This is a genomic window from Microbacterium sp. OVT16B (genome assembly GCF_019969705.1).
Lineage (GTDB): Bacteria > Actinomycetota > Actinomycetes > Actinomycetales > Microbacteriaceae > Microbacterium > Microbacterium natoriense.
Map to the genome: position 1 here is coordinate 2,686,114 of NZ_JAHXZA010000001.1, position 17,612 is coordinate 2,703,725.

14 protein-coding genes are annotated in these 17,612 nt (G+C 71.6%); 8 read left to right on the top strand and 6 right to left on the bottom strand.

Features of this window, described 5'->3' with window-relative positions; translation table 11 throughout:
* Window positions 1-31 precede the first annotated feature (31 nt).
* The 5 genes from LC438_RS12815 to LC438_RS12835 are packed head-to-tail and all read left to right on the top strand — an operon-like array spanning window position 32 to window position 6,282.
* On the top strand, window positions 32-1,039 hold the full coding sequence (locus tag LC438_RS12815; protein ID WP_223586778.1) for an alpha/beta hydrolase: 1,008 nt from the start codon (window positions 32-34) through the stop codon (window positions 1,037-1,039).
* On the top strand, window positions 1,036-2,025 hold the full coding sequence (locus LC438_RS12820; RefSeq protein WP_223586779.1) for an alpha/beta hydrolase: 990 nt from the start codon (window positions 1,036-1,038) through the stop codon (window positions 2,023-2,025). Before LC438_RS12815 ends, LC438_RS12820 begins: the two co-directional genes overlap by 4 nt.
* Window positions 2,026-2,075: 50 nt before the next feature.
* The gene (locus LC438_RS12825; protein ID WP_223586780.1) at window positions 2,076-3,374 is read left to right on the top strand and encodes an MFS transporter; all 1,299 of its coding nucleotides are present in this window, start codon (window positions 2,076-2,078) and stop codon (window positions 3,372-3,374) included.
* Complete coding sequence (locus LC438_RS12830) at window positions 3,371-5,074, top strand: CocE/NonD family hydrolase (RefSeq protein WP_223586781.1); 1,704 nt, start codon at window positions 3,371-3,373, stop codon at window positions 5,072-5,074. The genes LC438_RS12825 and LC438_RS12830 overlap by 4 nt, the downstream gene beginning before the upstream one ends.
* Window positions 5,053-6,282, top strand: coding sequence for an APC family permease (locus LC438_RS12835; protein WP_223586782.1), 1,230 nt, complete (start codon window positions 5,053-5,055; stop codon window positions 6,280-6,282). The genes LC438_RS12830 and LC438_RS12835 overlap by 22 nt, the downstream gene beginning before the upstream one ends.
* On the opposite strand, the gene LC438_RS12840 is transcribed toward LC438_RS12835, so the two are convergent.
* On the bottom strand, window positions 6,283-7,062 hold the full coding sequence (locus tag LC438_RS12840) for a helix-turn-helix domain-containing protein (protein ID WP_105677391.1): 780 nt from the start codon (window positions 7,060-7,062) through the stop codon (window positions 6,283-6,285). It lies immediately after the preceding gene.
* Window positions 7,063-7,156: 94 nt separating this feature from the next.
* Here LC438_RS12840 and LC438_RS12845 point away from each other — a divergent pair, with 94 nt between their 5' ends.
* Window positions 7,157-7,672 carry a glyoxalase/bleomycin resistance/extradiol dioxygenase family protein gene (locus tag LC438_RS12845; RefSeq protein WP_223586783.1) on the top strand — a complete coding sequence of 172 codons (516 nt, stop codon included), beginning with the start codon at window positions 7,157-7,159 and terminating at the stop codon, window positions 7,670-7,672.
* Here the strand turns inward: LC438_RS12845 and LC438_RS12850 are convergent.
* The 4 genes from LC438_RS12850 to LC438_RS12865 form a co-directional block, all read right to left on the bottom strand.
* On the bottom strand, window positions 7,650-8,444 hold the full coding sequence (locus LC438_RS12850) for an SGNH/GDSL hydrolase family protein (RefSeq protein WP_374197890.1): 795 nt from the start codon (window positions 8,442-8,444) through the stop codon (window positions 7,650-7,652). The two genes, LC438_RS12845 and LC438_RS12850, sit on opposite strands and share 23 nt — an antisense overlap.
* A gap of 177 nt (window positions 8,445-8,621) precedes the next feature.
* Window positions 8,622-9,872: a HisS family protein gene (locus tag LC438_RS12855; protein ID WP_219844655.1), complete on the bottom strand. Its 1,251-nt coding sequence runs from the start codon at window positions 9,870-9,872 to the stop codon at window positions 8,622-8,624.
* A gap of 65 nt (window positions 9,873-9,937) precedes the next feature.
* A complete protein-coding gene (locus tag LC438_RS12860) occupies window positions 9,938-10,582 on the bottom strand; it encodes a MazG family protein (protein ID WP_105677382.1) in 645 nt (214 codons plus the stop codon).
* A 16-nt stretch (window positions 10,583-10,598) separates the two neighbouring features.
* Window positions 10,599-11,765, bottom strand: coding sequence for a Na+/H+ antiporter NhaA (locus LC438_RS12865; protein WP_223586784.1), 1,167 nt, complete (start codon window positions 11,763-11,765; stop codon window positions 10,599-10,601).
* A 140-nt stretch (window positions 11,766-11,905) separates the two neighbouring features.
* On the opposite strand from LC438_RS12865, the gene LC438_RS12870 reads away from it, so the two are divergent.
* Together LC438_RS12870 and gdhA are read left to right on the top strand one after the other, a co-directional pair.
* A complete protein-coding gene (locus LC438_RS12870) occupies window positions 11,906-14,593 on the top strand; it encodes a phosphoenolpyruvate carboxylase (RefSeq protein ID WP_223586785.1) in 2,688 nt (895 codons plus the stop codon).
* A 130-nt stretch (window positions 14,594-14,723) separates the two neighbouring features.
* A complete protein-coding gene (gene gdhA / locus LC438_RS12875) occupies window positions 14,724-16,094 on the top strand; it encodes an NADP-specific glutamate dehydrogenase (protein WP_223586786.1) in 1,371 nt (456 codons plus the stop codon).
* A 70-nt stretch (window positions 16,095-16,164) separates the two neighbouring features.
* On the opposite strand, the gene LC438_RS12880 is transcribed toward gdhA, so the two are convergent.
* A complete protein-coding gene (locus tag LC438_RS12880) occupies window positions 16,165-17,592 on the bottom strand; it encodes an APC family permease (RefSeq protein ID WP_223586787.1) in 1,428 nt (475 codons plus the stop codon).
* Between the last annotated feature and the right edge of the window lie 20 nt (window positions 17,593-17,612).

The following is a 17,612-nucleotide window of genomic DNA, read 5'->3' on the forward strand; positions in this document are numbered from 1 at the left end:
ACTAGTCCGCAGCCGTCGAAGGAGATGACCGATGCCGAGAAGCCCCCGCTACCGCAGACCGACGCTCGACAGCGCCGTCGCCGCGTACGAGAAGAGGATCGCTCCCGTGCTCGCGCCCGAACCGGCCGATCCCTCCGGGCGCCGACGGGTCGCCCAGGAGAACGACACGGCGGTGAGCGCGGCGCTGGGGATCGAGCCGATCGCCGTGGCGACGGAGGACAGCACCGTCTCCGTGGACGAGCACCCCGACGTGCGGGTTCGCGTGTACTGGCCGGGCGCCGTGCCCGCGCCGCGGGGTGCGGGGCTGCCGATCCTCGTGTACTTCTACGGCGGCGGCTTCACGATCGCCGGCATCGACTGGGTGTCGTGGGACGCGCGGTTGCGCCAGCGTGCACGGGATGCCGGGATCATCATCGTGGCGGCGGACTACGCCCACGCGCCGGAGCAGCGCTTCCCCGCGCAGCCCGAGCAGTGCTGGAGCGCCTTCGAATGGGCGTACGCGCACGCCGAGGAGCTGGGCGGGTCACGGGACCGTCTCGCGGTGGGCGGCGCGTCGTCCGGCGGCGACCTCGCGGCAGCCGTGACCCTCATGAACCGCGACCGCGAGAACAGGCCGATCGCGATGCAGGTGCTGGAGAATCCGGCGCTCGACCTCACGATCGGCCACGCGGATATGCGCGGCATCAGCGCGGGGATGCCGGGCGTGATCGTGCGCACGGCCGGACAGGCCCTCGTGCGGCAGTACGTCGGCGACGACCGCGCACTGGCCAGGCACCCGTACGCGTCCCCGCTGCTCGCCGACAGCCATGAGGGTCTCCCGCCCGCGCTCATCCTGACCTCGGAGCTGGATCCGCTTCGCGGTGACGGTGAGGCCTACGCGCGTGCGCTCTCCGCCGCCGACGTCCCGGTGACGGCGATCCGGTTCATCGGACAGACCCACGGATCCCTGGGGTCCACGGGGTACGTGCCGGCTGCGGATGCCGCGCACCGCATCCTCGTCGGGGAGCTGCGCACCTTGCACGATCGGGGGCGCGCATGACCGGATCCGAACACGGCATCCCTCCGCTCGCGGCCCCCGTCCGAGAGTGGATCCGTCGCGCCGAAGAGCTCTCCGCCGCGATCCCCGGCATCGACTCGGACGAACCCGCCGCACGACGCCTCGCCGCGTGGGAGCTCAGCGACCTGCTCGCGCTGGAGTTCACCGAACCTGCCGGAGACGGCGTGCGCGTCGACGAGATGGTGGTGGCCGGCGGCGGACTCCTCCGTGCACGCCGGTTCCGCCCGGAGAGCGCGAGCGGGCTCCTGCCGACCATGCTCTGGCTGCACGGCGGCGGCTGGGTGGGCGGGACCATCGATGAGATCGTCAACGAACGGCTCTGCGCCGACCGCGCTCTCCGCTCGGGAGTGCAGCTCATCTCGCTTGAGTACCGCCTCGCGCCCGAGCATCCGTTCCCCGCCGCGGTGGAGGATGCGGTCGCCGCGCTCGCCGATCTGCGCCTCCGCACCGACGAACTCGGCATCGACCCCTCCCGGCTCGGCATCGGCGGCAACTCGGCGGGAGCGACGATCGCGGCATCGACGGCGCTGCGCGAACGGGACGCAGGGCGCGCGCTGCACCACCAGACCCTGGAGGTGCTGCCGGCCACCCTGCGGCCGACCGGCGGCTCCTTCACGAGATACCGCCGCGCCTCTGGGATGGAAGGCGCAGAGGTCCTCGCCGACGTCTACCGCGCCGGGGCGCCCCTCGCCGAGGCCTCCCCCCTCGAAGCGTCCGACCATCGAGACCTGCCACCTGCGCTGATCCTCGTCGCGGAGTTCGACCCGCTCCGCGACGGCGCCGTCGCCTATGCGGGGGCGCTGCGCGCCGCCGGGGTCCCCGTCACCCTCCGCATCGGCGAGGGGCATGTGCACGGCTCCCCCGGTGTCACCCGATGGCAGGGAGCACGCGACTGGCGCGATGCGCTCACCGCCGAACTCGCCGCCGCCTACGCCCCGCTCTCCGTCTCAACCACCGCCCGACCCTGAACCGACCTGACCCGACCTGACCCGACCCCTCACCCGCTCTGGAGACGATGATGTCCACCCATGCAGTCGACCCCGTGTTCCCCTCCCCTCCCGTCCCCCCGCTCGCGGAGGACGCCATCCCGGGCGAGCGCCAGACCCTCTGGTTCTGGATCGCCTTCGTCCTCACCTGGCTCGCGACCGGCATCGCCCAGGGCGTGGCCGGCGTCGCCGTGCCCCAACTGCTGAAGGAATGGAATCCCGACCAGGCGACGGGCGACCTCAGCATCGTGCTGACGGTCGGCGGCGCGGCGATCCTCGTCACGACCCCGATCTTCGGACGCCTCAGCGACCGATCCATGTCGCGGCTCGGCATCCGCCGCCCGTGGATCCTCTACGGCGTGCTCGTCGCGGCCATCGGCTACGTCGTCCAGGCCTTCGCGACCTCGCTGTTCCTGCTGGGCCTCGGGGTCGTCCTCGTGCTCATCGGCTGGGGTGCCGTGTCCATGACCGTGCACACCCTGTTCGCCGATCAGATCCGCCGCCGGATCCGCGCGATCATGTCGGCGGTCACCGGGGCCGCGACGACGATCGGCATCCTCGGCGGCGTCGCGCTGGCCGGAGCGGTCGCCGGCACCGGCCAGGTCGGCATGTTCCTGATCCCCGGCGGGCTCGCGTCCGTGCTCGCGATCGCGCTGTTCTTCGCCCTCCGCGACCTGCACCGCACCGTTCCCGCCCCGCCGATGGACTGGCGCGGCGTGCGGGAGACGTTCTGGCTGAGTCCGCGTCGGTACCCGGACTTCGCGTGGGCCTGGGTCTGCCGCTTCTTCATGACTGCGTCGATCGTGTCGGTGACGAGCTACCTCTACCTCACGATCTCCAGCCGTTTCGGCCTGGACGACCCCGCCGAGATCGCGGGCGTGCAGACCCAGGCGACGGCCGCCTTCACCCTCATGAACCTCGTGATGGCGTTCGTGTTCGGCGTGATCTCCGATCGCACGGGTCGACGCAAGCCGACGGTCGTGATCGGCGCGCTGACCAGCGCGGTGGGTCTCGTGTTCGCCGTCGCGTTCGGAGACATCGCGTTCTTCCTCATCGGCATCGCGATCGTCGGCGCGGGGCAGGGCGCATACATCGCAGCCGACGTCGCCCTGATGACGGAGTGCCTGCCGTCGACGGAGGACGCGGGCAAGGACCTCGGCATCGTCGCGCTCGCCTACCTGCTCCCCGGTATCCTCGTGCCCGTGTTCGGTTTCTTCGTGACGCGCATCGGCTCCCCCACCGGGGAGAACTTCGTGGCGCTCTATGTCGGCGCCGTCGCGATGGCGCTCCTCGCCGCCTTCGCGGTCACCCGGGTGAAGGCGGTGCGATGAGCGGGCCCCGGCGGATGCCGCGTGCGGCACGCAACGAGTACCGCCGCCTCCGTGCGGCCTCGGACATGCCTCCGGCGACGCACCCCGACGTGCATCGCGACATCGGCGTCCCGGTCGCCGCCGACGACGGGGTCGCGCTCCTCACCGACCACTGGTGGGCCGACGGCGCCGGCGATCAGACGCTGCTCATCCGCACGCCCTACGGCCGGGACGGCGCCGCGGGGGTCGCCCGCTTCATCGCCGAGCGCGGGCATCACGTCGTGGTCCAGAGCTGCCGGGGCACCTTCGGCTCCGGGGGCCGCTTCACCCCCCTGCACGACGAGGTCGCCGACGGCCAGGCCACGATGCGGTGGCTGCGCGCGCAGCCCTGGTCGACAGGGCGCGTGCACTCCTGGGGCGGCAGCTACTTCGGCGTGACCCAGTGGGCGTACTGCGACGGAGAGCTCCGCCCCGACGCCATGGGCATCGCCGTCTCAGCGCGACGCTTCGACGACGCGATCCTCTACCCCGGAGGCGGATTCTCGATCGACACGCCGCTCACCTGGGCCTATGCCCTCGGCATCCAGGAGCGCCCCCTGCTCGCGCGCCTCTGGGCGCTGCTGCGCGCGCGGAGGGCCTTCGCGCGAGGGGCGCTCACCGCGCCACCGAGCGATGCGGTCCGCGTGGCTCTCGGTGAGGATCCGCCGTTCTTCCGCGACTGGGTCGAGCACAGCGACGCGGGCGACCCGTGGTGGGAGCCGATGCACTTCGCCTCGGATCCGCAGACGGTGCCGCCGGTCACGCTGATGGCCGGGTGGCAGGATCTCTTCCTCGTCGGCCAGCTGCACGACCATGCGGCGCTGACGGATGCCGGGGTCCCTGTCCGACTCGTCGTGGGCGACTGGATCCACGGTGCACCGGAGACCACTGTGCTCGGGGTGCGCGAGGCGCTGCGCCAGTTCGAGGGCACGGGAAGGACCACGGGAGCCCGGGTGGAGATCAGCGGGGGCGGCGGATGGCGCGAGCTCGCCTCCTGGCCCCCGGACAGCTCACCGCAGCGGCTCGATCTGACCGGAGACGGCGGGCTCTCCGCCGCCGACGGAACACGGGCTCCGACCACGATGTCGTACCGCTACGACCCGTCCGATCCGACCCCGGACGCCGGAGGTCGCACTCTCAACCCGTTCGGCGCGGGCCGTCGTAGGCAGCGTCGACGTGAGGCCCGCGACGATGTGCTGGTCTTCACCGGCGAGCGCCTCGCCGAGCCGCTCACCGTGATCGGGGAGCCGTCGATCGAGCTGACGCTGTCATCGTCGAATCCGCGGGCCGACCTCTTCGTGCGGCTGTGCGAGGTCGACGCGAAAGGCGCATCGCTGGCGATCACCGACGGCTACGTCCGGCTCGCCCCGGAGTCCGACTCCGGGACGGCGGCGGGTGAACCACGGCGCATCCGGCTCCCCCTCGCCCCTCTCGCGCACCGTTTCGCCGCGGGGCATCGCCTGCGCGTGCAGGTCTCGTCGGGCGCCCATCCCCTGCACCTGCGCAACCCGGGCACCGACGACCCCGTGCGCGATCACTCGCGACTCGTCCCGAGCACGCAGACGCTCGCGCTCGGCGGCGACTCCCCCGCCGTCCTCTCCCTCCCCCTCGTCGTCGAGGAGGACACCGATCGTTCACCGGTCCGTGGCACGATGACGGAGTGCCCCTCGCCCGCCGCCTGACTCTCCGCGACGCCGTCGCCATCGGCCTCGGATCGATGATCGGCGCCGGTGTCTTCTCGGTGTGGGGACCGGCATCCGCGGTCGCCGGGGGCGGACTGCTCATCGCGCTCGCGATCGCCGCGTTCGTCGCGTTCTGCAACGCCACGGCATCCGCCCAGCTCGCCGCCGCTCACCCCGTCGCCGGCGGCACGTACGCGTACGCGCGCGCCGAGATCGGCCCGTGGTGGGGCTTCGTCGCCGGCTGGGGCTTCGTGATCGGCAAGATCGCGAGCTGCGCGGCGATGGCGATGACGTTCGCGGCGTACGCGGCTCCGGAGGGCTGGCGGGTGCCCGTCGCCGTCCTCGCCGTCGCCGCCCTGTGCGCGGTGAACTGCCTCGGCGTCACCCGGACGGCCCTGGTCACCCGCATCCTCGTCGTCGTCTCGCTGCTCGGCCTGGCCGTCGTCGTCGCGGCCGGGTTCTCGTCCGCACCGACAGCCGCCCCCGTTCCGCTCCCCGACGCGACCGCCTACGGGGTGCTGCAGGGAGCCGGGCTGCTGTTCTTCGCCTTCGCAGGGTACGCGCGCATCGCGACCATGGGCGAGGAGGTCGTCGACCCGGCTCGCACGATCCCCCGCGCCATCGTGCTCGCCCTCAGCGGAGCCGTGCTCGTCTACGCACTGGTCGCCGTCGTGACGCTGCTGGTGCTCGGAGCGGATGCCGCGACGACGGCCGCCCCGCTCGCGGAGATCGTCTCCCGGTCCGGCTGGGACGGCGCGGTGCCGCTCGTGCGGGTCGCCGCGGCGACGGCCTCCCTCGGCGCGCTCCTCGCGCTCCTCACCGGCGTCGGGCGCACGACCCTCGCGATGGCCAGGGAGGCGGATCTGCCGCGGTTCCTGTCGGCGGTCGACGAGCGGTGGCACGTCCCCCTGCGGGCGGAGATCGTCGTCGGGGCGGTCGTGATCGTCATCGTGCTCGTCGCCGACCTCCGCGGGGCGATCGGCTTCTCCTCGTTCGGGGTGCTCCTGTACTACCTGATCGCGAACGCCGCGGCGTTCCGGCAGCACGGCGCGGCTCGACGCTATCCGCGCTGGCTGCAGGTCGCCGGCGCGCTGGGCTGCCTCGTCCTCGTGAACTCCCTGCCGGTCGTGGCCTCGCTCATCGGCACGGGCGTCGTGCTCGTCGGCGTCGGCTACCGGATGCTGCGTCTGCGGCTCGCCCGCGCCTGATCAGCCCGCCGCATCGGTCCGGTATGTGCGCGGGGCGATCCCGAGGACGCTGCGGAAGTCACGGGTGAGGTGCGCGTGATCGGCGTATCCGAGCTCGGCGGCGAGTGCTGCCAGATCCGCACCGGGGTCGACCCGCAGCCGTTCGGCGGCGTCCTGCAGCCTCCTCCGGCGGATCATCGCCGCGGGAGAGAGTCCGACGTAGCGGTGCGCGAGACGCTGCAGGGTGCGCACGGACACTGCGAGACGTGTCGCCGCCTCCTCGGGCGACGTCGCCGCGCTCTCGCCCAGGAGCACGTCGACGAGGGCGTTCGCCTGCAGGGCCACGTCTCCCGCCTCTCCCACGCGCGCGGCGATCCACGCGGAGAACGCGTCGACCGCCCGCTCGCGATGCCCCTCCCCCGACGACATCGCCGCGACGACGGCGGCGCGCAGCTCCGGCTCGTCGAGGATCCGCTCCCCGTCGACCAGGGACGACGGATCGTCGACGAGCGCCGCGACCGCGGCCGGCCTCAGCATGGCTCCGACCGCCCAGCTCGTGCCGCGGAGGTCGCGGTGCGAGGAGCGCGTCGTCGCGCCGGAGAGGGTGACGGCGTCGGGCTCGACCACGAGGTTGAGGGCCGGATATCCGACGACCTCCTGCCGCGAGGACCGCCCCGGCTCGACGTCCCACTCGGGGACCCAGAACCACACCACGAGCTCGCGTGCGGCATCCGTCGGAGGCAGCCGATGGAACTGCGGCAGCCTCGCCGGATAGAGCACGCCGCGCGTGGGGTTCACCATCGCCCCAGCGTACGGTCCGCCGCCGACACGGCACCCGTCGAGGTTGTCGCGGATGTTCAAGCCCGCGGCATCCTCCCCTTCCTACGCTGTCCCCATGACGAACAGCACACCTGCCGGCGCGACCGGCGAGCACACGACAGACGGGCGCCCGCACGGCGCGACCTCGCTGACCCCCTTCCTGGCGATCGCCGGGGCGAAGGATGCGATCGACTTCTACCGCGACGTCTTCGGCGCGCGTGTGATCGACGTGACGGAGTTCGGAGGGGTGGTCGCCCACGCCGACCTCGACTTCGGCGCAGGGCACCTGCAGCTGGGAGAGCCGAGCCCCGACTACCACCTCGTGCCCGCCCCCACCGGGGAGGACGACTGCTACTCGATGGGCCTGTACGTGCCCGACGTCGACGCGGTCGTCGAGCGCGCCGTGGCCGCGGGGGCCGTCGTGCGCGAGGCGCCGTCGGACTTCGTGTCGGGAGACCGGTTCGCGAGCATCCGCGACCCCTTCGGCGTGCGCTGGTCGGTGATGACGCGGGTGGAGGACATCTCCGAGGAGGAGAGCGCGCGCCGCGTCGCCGAGTGGGCGGCGTCGTTCAGCGCCGCACCGGCGGAGTGAGCCGCTCGACGGAACGGCACAGGACGGGCAGCAGCGCCTCGGCCGTCCGACGGTAGCCCAGGGCGCTGGGGTGGAACCGGTCGAGGCTGAACATCTCCTCCGGCTCGTCGAGGAACATCGGTCCGACCGCGCGGCGCAGGTCGACGGCCTCTGCCCCCGCCTGCGCCGCCGTCTCCGCCTGCACCTCCGCCAGACGGCGGGACATGCTCGCGGCGAGGCGGCGCAGCGGCTGCGGGACTGCGCGCAGGGCACCGAGGTCCGGGCAGGTGCCGACGACGACCTCGGCACCCTGGGCGCGGAGTCTCCGGATCGCGTCGTCGAGGTGCTGGGCGGAGACGGACGTCGGGATGCGATGGGTGACGTCGTTGCCGCCGACCACGATCACCGCGACGTGCGGCCGATACCCCTCCGGCACGGCGTCGAGCTGGGAGGCGAGGTCGGGCGACTCCGCGCCGACGACCGCGACCGTCCGCAGCCGGACGGGACGGTGCATCCGCGCCGCCAGCCCCTTCGCGAGCCGGCCCCCGAGCGTCTGCTTGCGTCGCTCGGCGCCGAGACCCGCGGCCAGGGAGTCGCCGAGCAGCAGCAGCTCGATCGGCTCGCCCTCGAACGCGCGGCGCCAGACGCGATCCGCGTCGAGCGACTCCTCGCCGAGCGGCTTGCCGATCCGGCGGCGGGCGATCGCCGCCTGCCTCGTCAGCAGAAGGCGGATGCCGAAGACGGATGCCGTCGCACCGATCCCGAGCGCGGCGAGGAGACGATAGCGGCCCACGCCACGATTCGACCCGACCGCCGTGAACGCCGGGTGAACGGGCGGCCCGAGACCGTCCGCGGGGCCGATGTCGTGGCAGGAGACGAGCGTGTCGACGCGCTCCGCTCGCTCGACGACCGGCGTCACCCGGTCGTCGAGCGAGGAGCGCAGCGACGAGACGACACGCCCCGCACCCGCTCAGCTGAGCGGCTTGAGCTCCAGCTCCGCCGCACCGGGGGCGACGGTCGCGAAGGCGGTGTAGCCGTCGGCGGCCGAGCGCTCGAGCAGCGCCTTGAGGTTCTTCGTGCGGCGCTCCAGGCGCACGCGCGCGCCGTCGGCGACGAGCGCGGCCTTGTGCGCGACGAGCTCCGCGACCGGCACGTCGGCGTCGTGGATGAGCACCACGGCCCGCGCCGCGGCATCCGCGTCGGCGGTCACGAGGTCGACGAGCCGCTCGAAGCCGAGCGAGAACCCGACGGCCGCGACCTGCTGTCCGAGGAAGCGCCCGATCATGCCGTCGTAGCGCCCGCCTCCGCCCAGCGAGTAGTCCACGGAGGGGTGCGCCAGCTCGAAGATCGTGCCGGTGTAGTAGCCCATGCCCCGGACGAGGAACGGATCGAAGATGAGCGGGATGTCGGTGCGGCCGGTGCCGGCGGCGACGGCGTCTCCGATGCCGACGAGGTGTGCGACGATCTCCTCCGGCGCGTCCTCCGGGAGGGCCTTGCGGATCTGCCGCTCGCCGAACGGGTTGTACTCCATCGTCTGCGGACGCCGCAGGAAAGCCTCGAAGGCGTCCACCGCCTGCGCCGCGGCGCCGCGCTCGCGGAGCTCCGCGGCCACGCCGTCGGGACCGATCTTGTCGAGCTTGTCGATCGTGATCAGCACCCCCGGACGCTCCTCGGCGCCGAAGCCGAAGGTCTCCAGCATCCAGTCGAGCACCCGCCGGTCGTTGATGCGCACGGTCGCGCCCTCGAGTCCCAGCGCGTCCAGCGCGTCGAGCGAGGCGACCATGAGCTCCGCCTCGGCCCGCGAGGACTCGTCGCCCATGATGTCGATGTCGCACTGCACGAACTGGCGGTAGCGACCCTTCTGCGGACGCTCGGCGCGCCACACAGGGCCGATCTGGATCGAGCGGAAGACGCCGGGCAGCTGACCGCGGTTGCTCGCGTAGAAGCGGGCGAGAGGAACGGTGAGGTCGTAGCGGAGTCCGAGGTCGGCGAGGGCCGCCGTGTCGTCGGCCGCCTCGCGGATCGCCTCCGCATCGAGTCCCCGGCGCAGGACGTTGTAGGCGAGCTTCTCGTTGTCGCCGCCGATGCCCGCATGCAGACGCGAGTACTCCTCGAGGGCCGGGGTCTCGATCTCGTCGAAGCCGTGCGCGCGATAGCGGTCGCGGATGACGGAGAGGACGCGCTCACGGCGCGCCTTGTCGGCGGGGAGGATGTCGCGCATGCCGCGCGGCGGGTTCACAGTAGCCACGCCTCCATCTTTCCAGGTCGGCGGAGCGACTCGACGACTCAGCGGTCGGACTCGGCGGCGCGGACCTCGTCTTCGAGCACTCGGAGGCGCTCGCGGAGCGCCCGTTCGGCATCCCACCCGCTGTCGCGCGCCAACGCGACGAGCGAGAGGAGCGCGTCGCCCAGCTCGGCCTCGGACCCCGGGGCCTGTGCGGGCTCCGGCACCACGGCGCCGACGCCCTCGGCGCGGCCGACGACCTTCTGCGCCAGCGCGAGCGCCGGCATGCCACGGGGGATGCCGTCGAGCACGCTCCGCCTGGTGCGCTTCTCGGCGGCCTTCGCGGCGTTCCAGTGCACCAGCACCTCCTCCGGCGTCACGGCCGTCTCGCCGGCGAAGACATGAGGATGCCGCCGCACCATCTTCTCGTTGAGCGTGCGGGCGACGTCGTCCACGTCGAAGGGGTCGTCCGGGTCCTGCGCGGCGATCGCCGAGTGGAACAGCACCTGCCAGAGCAGGTCGCCCAGCTCCTCGCGGAGATCGGCGCGCGATCCGCTCTCGACGGCGTCGATCACCTCGTGCGACTCCTCGATCAGGTACGGCACGAGGTCGCGGTGGGTGATCCGCTGCGACCACACGCACCGCTCGCGCACGGCCCGCATGGTCTCGGCGACCTCGCGCAGCGGGTCCTGGTCGGCAGTCGTCATGCGGACTCCTTCGTGGTCATGAGGACGCGGCGGACACGCGACGGTACCAGCCGGAGCGCAGGGACACCACGACCGCCGAGAGCAGGACGGCGATGAGCGAGCCGACGAGAACGCCGAGGATCGCCTGATCGCGGATGCCGTCGTCCGCCGCGAAGGCGAGGTTCGCGAGCAGCAGCGACACGGTGAAGCCGATGCCGCCCAACGCGCCGGCCGCGAGCAGGTCGGCGAACGGGAGGGCGGGTGCGGCGCCGCGCGGACGGATGCGCATGGCGATCCAGCCGAAGAGGGAGATGCCCACGATCTTGCCGACGGGAAGCGCGATCACGATGCCCCAGAACGCCGGCGACAGCTCGGTCGGAGACACAGCCGGGATCACCACGAACGCCGCGACGAAGGCGAAGAGCGGCAGGATCGCACCGTTCACGGTCGGCTCGAGGGCGTGGCGCACGCGCCCCGCAGGAACCGGGGCCATCACGAGCCCCAGCAGCACGCCGGCGATCGTGGCGTGGATGCCGGACGCGGCGACGAGTCCCCAGGCCACGACGCCGACCGCAGCCATCGCCAGCGCGATCGCCGGATGCCCCGTGGCGTGCAGCAGTCGGCTCAGCGCCCAGAAGGCGGCCACCGCGACCACGGCGAGCACGAGCAGCAGCCACTGCACATCGTGCGCGAACAGCACCGCGATGAAGATGATGCCGATGATGTCGTCGAGGATCGCGAGGGCGAGGAGGAACACCCGCACGCCCGACGGCAGTCCTCGACCGAACATCGCGAGGACGCCGAGGGCGAAGGCGATGTCGGTCGCCGTCGGCACGGGCCAGCCCGACGCGGTGCTCGCGTCGCCGGCGATCAGGAGGTAGACGATGATCGGGACCAGCACGCCTCCGGTGGCGGCGATCGCGGGCTGGAGCGCCTTGCGCGGGGAGTCGAGCTCGCCGTGCGTGAGCTCGTGTCGCAGCTCGATCGCGACGACGAGGAAGAAGACGGCGAGCAGCCCGTCCGACACCCAGTGCGCGATGGAGAGATCGAGCGCGGTGCCGGGCACGGCGATGTGGATGTCCAGGACGGCGGCGATCCCGTCGTGCGTGGGCAGGTTGGCGAGCAGGATCCCGAGGCCCGCTGCGATCAGCAGGAGGACGGCGGGGAACTGCTGACCGCGGAGGGGGTTCGCCGAGATGCGCATTCCCACCATGCTACGTGCGGCCGCGTCCGCAGCGGCCGCACGAGACGCGGAGACCGATCGGACCGGCGCCGTTCATGACGAGTTCGTTACGACGCGTCATGCGGGCGGAGCACCCTTCTGCTCCCGGCTACTCTCGAAGGGTGACCCCCGCACAGTCTTTTCCCGAGCCCACGAACACCGAAGCGATCCGCGTCATCGGCCGGTTCGAAGCAGGCCGCGGCATCCCGGACGCCATGCGATCCGACGTGAGGATGCTGGGCGCGCTGCTCGGACAGGTGCTGCGCGAAGCCGGAGGCGACGACCTGTTCGAGGATGTCGAGCGCCTCCGCCTCGCCACCATCCAGGCGTACGACGAGGAGACCCCCGACGCCTTCGACAGGGCGGCGGCGATCGCCGAGTCCTTCACGGTGCAGCGCGCCGACGAGGTGGCCCGCGCCTTCACCTGCTACTTCCACCTGGTCAACCTCGCCGAGGAGCACCAGCGCGTGCGCGTGCTGCGCGAGCGCGCGGGTCAGCCGGGCAGAGAGGATGCCGCCGACACCGTCGCCACCGCCTACGCGCGACTGAAGAGCGAGGTCGGCGAGGACGAGGCGCGCCGTCGACTGCAGGGTCTGCGCTTCCACCCCGTCTTCACCGCCCACCCCACGGAGGCTCGCCGCCGCGCGGTGTCGTCGAGCATCCGACGCCTGTCGGAGCTGCTGACCCAGCACGACGCGGCGAGCGAGGGCGGGGCCGAGGAGCACCGTGCGCGACGCCGGATGCTGGAGGAGATCGACACCCTGTGGCGCACCGCTCCGCTGCGCGCGCAGAAGCCGTCGCCCACCGACGAGGTGCGCACGGTCATGGGCGTCTTCGACGAGACGCTGTTCACGACGGTGCCCCACGTGTACCGCACCATCGACGACGCGCTGCGCGGCGAGGAGTCGGGCGCGAGCGCCCCCGTCGTGCCGGCCTTCGTGCGCATCGGCTCCTGGGTCGGCGGCGACCGCGACGGCAACCCCTTCGTCACGGCATCCGTGACGCGTGAGGCCTCGCAGATCGCCTCGGATCACGTGCTGCGCGGACTCGAGCGCGCCCTGGAGCGCATCGGCCGCACGCTCACCCTCGACGCGGAGGACACGCCGCCGAGCTCCGAGGTCATCGCGCTGTGGGAGGCGTACGCCGCGAGGGAGCCGCGGGAGGCAGCCGAGCTGGCGACCCGCTCCCCCGGCGAGCCGCACCGTCGGGTGATCCTCGTGCTCGCCCGTCGGGTCGCGGCGACCCGGCGCGGCGACGAGCTCCGCTACTCCGGCCCGGACGAGCTGCTCGCCGACCTCCGCGCCGTGCAGGGATCGCTGGCGGAGGCCGGCGCCCGTCGGCACGCCTTCGGCGGCGTCCAGCATCTGATCTGGCAGGTGGAGACCTACGGGTTCCACCTCACCGAGCTGGAGGTGCGCCAGCACTCGCAGGTGCACGCGAAGGCTCTTGCAGAGATCGAGAGCGGCGAGCCCGTCAGCGCGCAGACCGAAGAGGTGCTGGAGGTCTTCCGCGCCATCGCCGAGATCCAGCGCGATCGCGGGCTCCGCGCCGCCGGACGCTACGTCGTCTCCTTCACGCAGGCGGCCTCCGACCTGGCGGCCGTGCACCGTCTCGCCCGGCACGCGCTCGGCGACGATGCCCCCGTGCTCGACGTCGTCCCGCTGTTCGAGACGTTCGCCGACCTGCAGGCCGCCCCCGGCATCCTCGCCGAGGCCGTCGAGTTCCCCGAGTTCCGTGCGCGCATGGCCGCGACCGGCAACCGGCTGGAGGTCATGCTCGGCTACTCCGATTCCTCGAAGGACGTCGGCCCCGTGGCCGCCAACCTCGCGCTCTACGAGGCGCAGGAGAAGATCGCCCAGTGGGCGAGGGATGCCGACATCGAGCTGACCCTCTTCCACGGACGCGGCGGCGCGCTCGGACGCGGCGGGGGCCCGGCGAACTCGGCGATCCTCGCGCAGCCGCCGCACTCCGTCGACGGCCGGTTCAAGCTCACCGAGCAGGGCGAGGTCATCTTCGCCCGCTACGGCGAGCCGGCCATCGCGATGCGCCACATCGATCAGGTGGCCGCGGCGACGCTGCTCGCCTCCTCCCCCACGGTCGAGGAGCGCACGAGCAGCGCGGCCGCACGCTACGCGGACATCGCCCGCACCATGGACGTGTCCTCGCGGGAGCGCTTCTTCTCGCTGGTCAAGGCGGAGGGCTTCGCGCCCTGGTTCGCCACGGTCACCCCGATGGAGGAGATCGGCCTGCTCGCCCTCGGGTCCCGCCCGGCCCGTCGCGGGCTCTCGGTCGAATCCCTCGAAGACCTCCGTGCGATCCCGTGGGTGTTCGCGTGGACCCAGGCGCGCATCAACCTCGCCGGCTGGTTCGGCCTCGGCACCGCACTCGACGCCGTCGGAGACGAGGCGCTGCTGGTCGAGGCCTATCGCGAATGGCCGCTGCTGCGCACCATGATCGACAACGTGGCGATGAGCCTCGCGAAGACCGACGAGCGCATCGCCCGCCAGTACCTCGCCCTCGGCGACCGCGACGACCTCGCGGCTCTCGTGCTCGATGAGCTCGCTCTCACCCGGCAGTGGGTCATCCGCCTCACGGGCGGTGAGGGCCTCCTCGTGAACAAGCCCGTGCTGCAGCGCGCCGTGCAGCTGCGCAGCCCCTACGTCGACGCGCTCTCGCTGCTGCAGCTGCGCGCCCTCCGCGCTCTGCGCTCCGCACAGGACGCGACGGGTTCGGGTGTCGACGAGGAGCAGCGCCGGCTGCTCCTGCTGTCGGTCAGCGGCGTCGCCGCCGGCCTGCAGAACACCGGGTGAGCGGCGCACGCACGTCGCAGAGGACGGCCCGCTCCGCGCGGCCGGTAGAGTGAAAACTCCGCCTGATCCGGCGAAGCACTCACGCGACACGATCGCCCGCGCTCAAATCCCCCTTTCAGAAAGCATTCGCGTGACCGCAACGACGACCCCTGACTTCCATCCGCTCGCCGACTCCGTGCAGCCCGTCTTCGACACGGTGCTCGCCCGCAGCCCGCACGAGCCGGAGTTCCACCAGGCCGTGCACGAGGTGCTGCACTCGATCGCTCCCGTGCTCGAGCAGCACCCGGAGTACATCGACGGCGGCATCCTGGAGCGCCTGGTCGAGCCGGAGCGCCAGATCATGTTCCGCGTGCCGTGGGTCGACGACGCCGGACGTCTGCAGGTCAACCGCGGCTACCGCATCCAGTTCTCCTCGGTGCTCGGCCCCTACAAGGGCGGCCTGCGCTTCCACCCGTCGGTGAACCTCTCGATCATCAAGTTCCTCGGCTTCGAGCAGATCTTCAAGAATGCGCTCACCGGTCAGGGCATCGGCGGCGGCAAGGGCGGATCGGACTTCGACCCGCACGGCCGGTCCGATGCCGAGGTCATGCGCTTCTGCCAGTCGTTCATGAACGAGCTGTACCGCCACCTCGGCGAGCACACCGACGTCCCCGCGGGCGACATCGGCGTCGGCGGCCGCGAGATCGGCTACCTCTTCGGCCAGTACCGCAAGGTCACCAACCGTCACGAGTCGGGCATGTTCACCGGCAAGGGAACCGGCTGGGGCGGCGCCGAGGTGCGCACGGAGGCCACCGGCTACGGCGCGGTGTTCTTCGCTCAGGAGATGCTCGCCGTGCACGGCGAGACGCTCGCCGGGAAGCGCGTCGGCATCTCCGGCTCGGGCAACGTCGCGATCTACGCGATCCAGAAGGCGACCCAGCTCGGCGCGACCGCCGTCACGGCATCCGACTCCTCCGGCTACGTCGTCGACGACGCCGGCATCGACCTCGACCTGCTCCGGCAGCTCAAGGAGGTCGAGCGCGCCCGCATCGTGGAGTACGCGAACCGCCGTCCGAGCGCCCGCTTCGTCGAGGGCGGCAGCGTCTGGGAGGTGCCGGTCGACATCGCCGTGCCGTCCGCCACGCAGAACGAGGTGAGCCTGGCCGACGCCGAGGCGCTCATCGCCAACGGCGTGCGCGCCGTCTCCGAGGGCGCGAACATGCCCTGCGTCCCCGACGCGGTCGACGCCTTCCAGAAGGCGGGAGTACTCTTCGCCCCCGGAAAGGCCGCGAACGCCGGCGGCGTCGCGACCTCGGCACTGGAGATGAGCCAGAACGCGTCGCGCCAGCGTTGGAGCTTCGGCGACAGCGAGAACAAGCTCCGCGAGATCATGGCCGACATCCACTCCGCGGCCTTCGACGCCGCCGAGCGCCACGGCCGTCCTGGTGACTACGTCGCCGGGGCAAACATCGCCGGCTTCGAGCGCGTCGCCGCCGCGATGCTCGCCCAGGGCGTCATCTGACCCCTCATCGACGAGAAGAAGGCCGCCTCCCGCGTGAGCGAGGGGCGGCCTTCTTCATGGCCGGATGCCGTCAGCTCTCGTCGACCGGCACCTTGACGACCTTGTTGTAGCCCGTCACGGCCTGGTTCTCGTCGAACGCGACGACCTTCTTGCGGAATCCCCTCGTGATGACGGCGAGGTAGATCACGCCGAGCACCGTCCAGATGAGCCCGCCGCGCAGCGCATCCTCGTGCAGGTTCGCCCACAGGAGGCCGGTGAGCACCATGCCGATCGCGGGCATCACGATGTAGTTGAAGATGTCGCCCGGCGTCTTCCGGCGGCCCTTGCGGATCGCGAACCAGGCGATCACCGAGATGTTCACGAAGGTGAACGCGATCAGCGCGCCGAAGTTGATCCACGCGGCGATCAGCTCGAGGGTGAAGGGGATGGCCAGCAGGCAGATCGCGCCGACGAGCACGATGTTGAAGGTCGGCGTGTGCGTGCGCGGGTTGATGTAGCCGAAGAAGCGCTGCGGGAGGACGTTGTTGCGTCCCATCACGAGCAGCATGCGGGAGACCGACGCGTGCGACGCGAGACCCGAGGCGAGCGTGGCCGCGAAGCCAGCCGCCGTCAGGACCGCCATCAGGACGTCGCCGCCGACGAGCTTGCCGATGATCGGCAGCGTCGAGTCCTCGACGTACTGCATGTCGCCACCAGGGGCGAACTCGTTCCAGTCGGGGAAGCGCAGCTGCGTGACGTACGAGGCGACGAGGAAGATCGCACCGCCGAGCAGCACGGTGAGCAGGATCGCCTTCGGCATGATCTTGGGATCCTTCGCCTCCTCCGCGTACATCGTCACCGCGTCGAAGCCGATGAACGAGAAGCACACGATCGTGGCGCCCATGAGGACCGCACCCATCGTGACGCCGTCGTGGATGAACGGTGCGGCCGAGGCGAGGGTGGCAGCGCCCTCACCGCGCATCAGCTGTGCGACGACCATCACGACGAACACGGCCATCACGATGATCGAGAACACCAGCAGGATCATGTTCGCGTTCGAGGTGCCGCGCATCGTCATGTAGATGACCGAGGTGACCAGGATGCAGTAGAGCACGACCCAGATCCAGCCCGGGATGTCGGGGAAGAGCGCCTCGAGATAGCTGCGGAGGATGAGGCAGTTCACCATCGGCAGCAGGACGTAGTCGATCAGCGAGGTCCAGCCGACCATGAAGCCGAGGTTCGGGTGGATCGATTCGCGCACGTAGGTGTACGCCGACCCGGCGCTCGGGATCGCACTGGAGATCTTGCCGTAGCTGATCGCCGTGAAGACCATCACCACGAGGGCGACGAGGTACGCCGCGGGCACCACGTCGTTCGTGTCGCGGGCGACCATTCCGAACGTGTCGAAGACGACGGTGGGCGTCATGTAGCCGAGTCCGAGTCCGACGATCGCCCACAGGCCGAGGTTCCGCTTCAGGGTGCCACCGCCCTGGGCGAGCGGCTTGGTCTTTGTCGCCATATGTTCACTCCTTAGGGAAC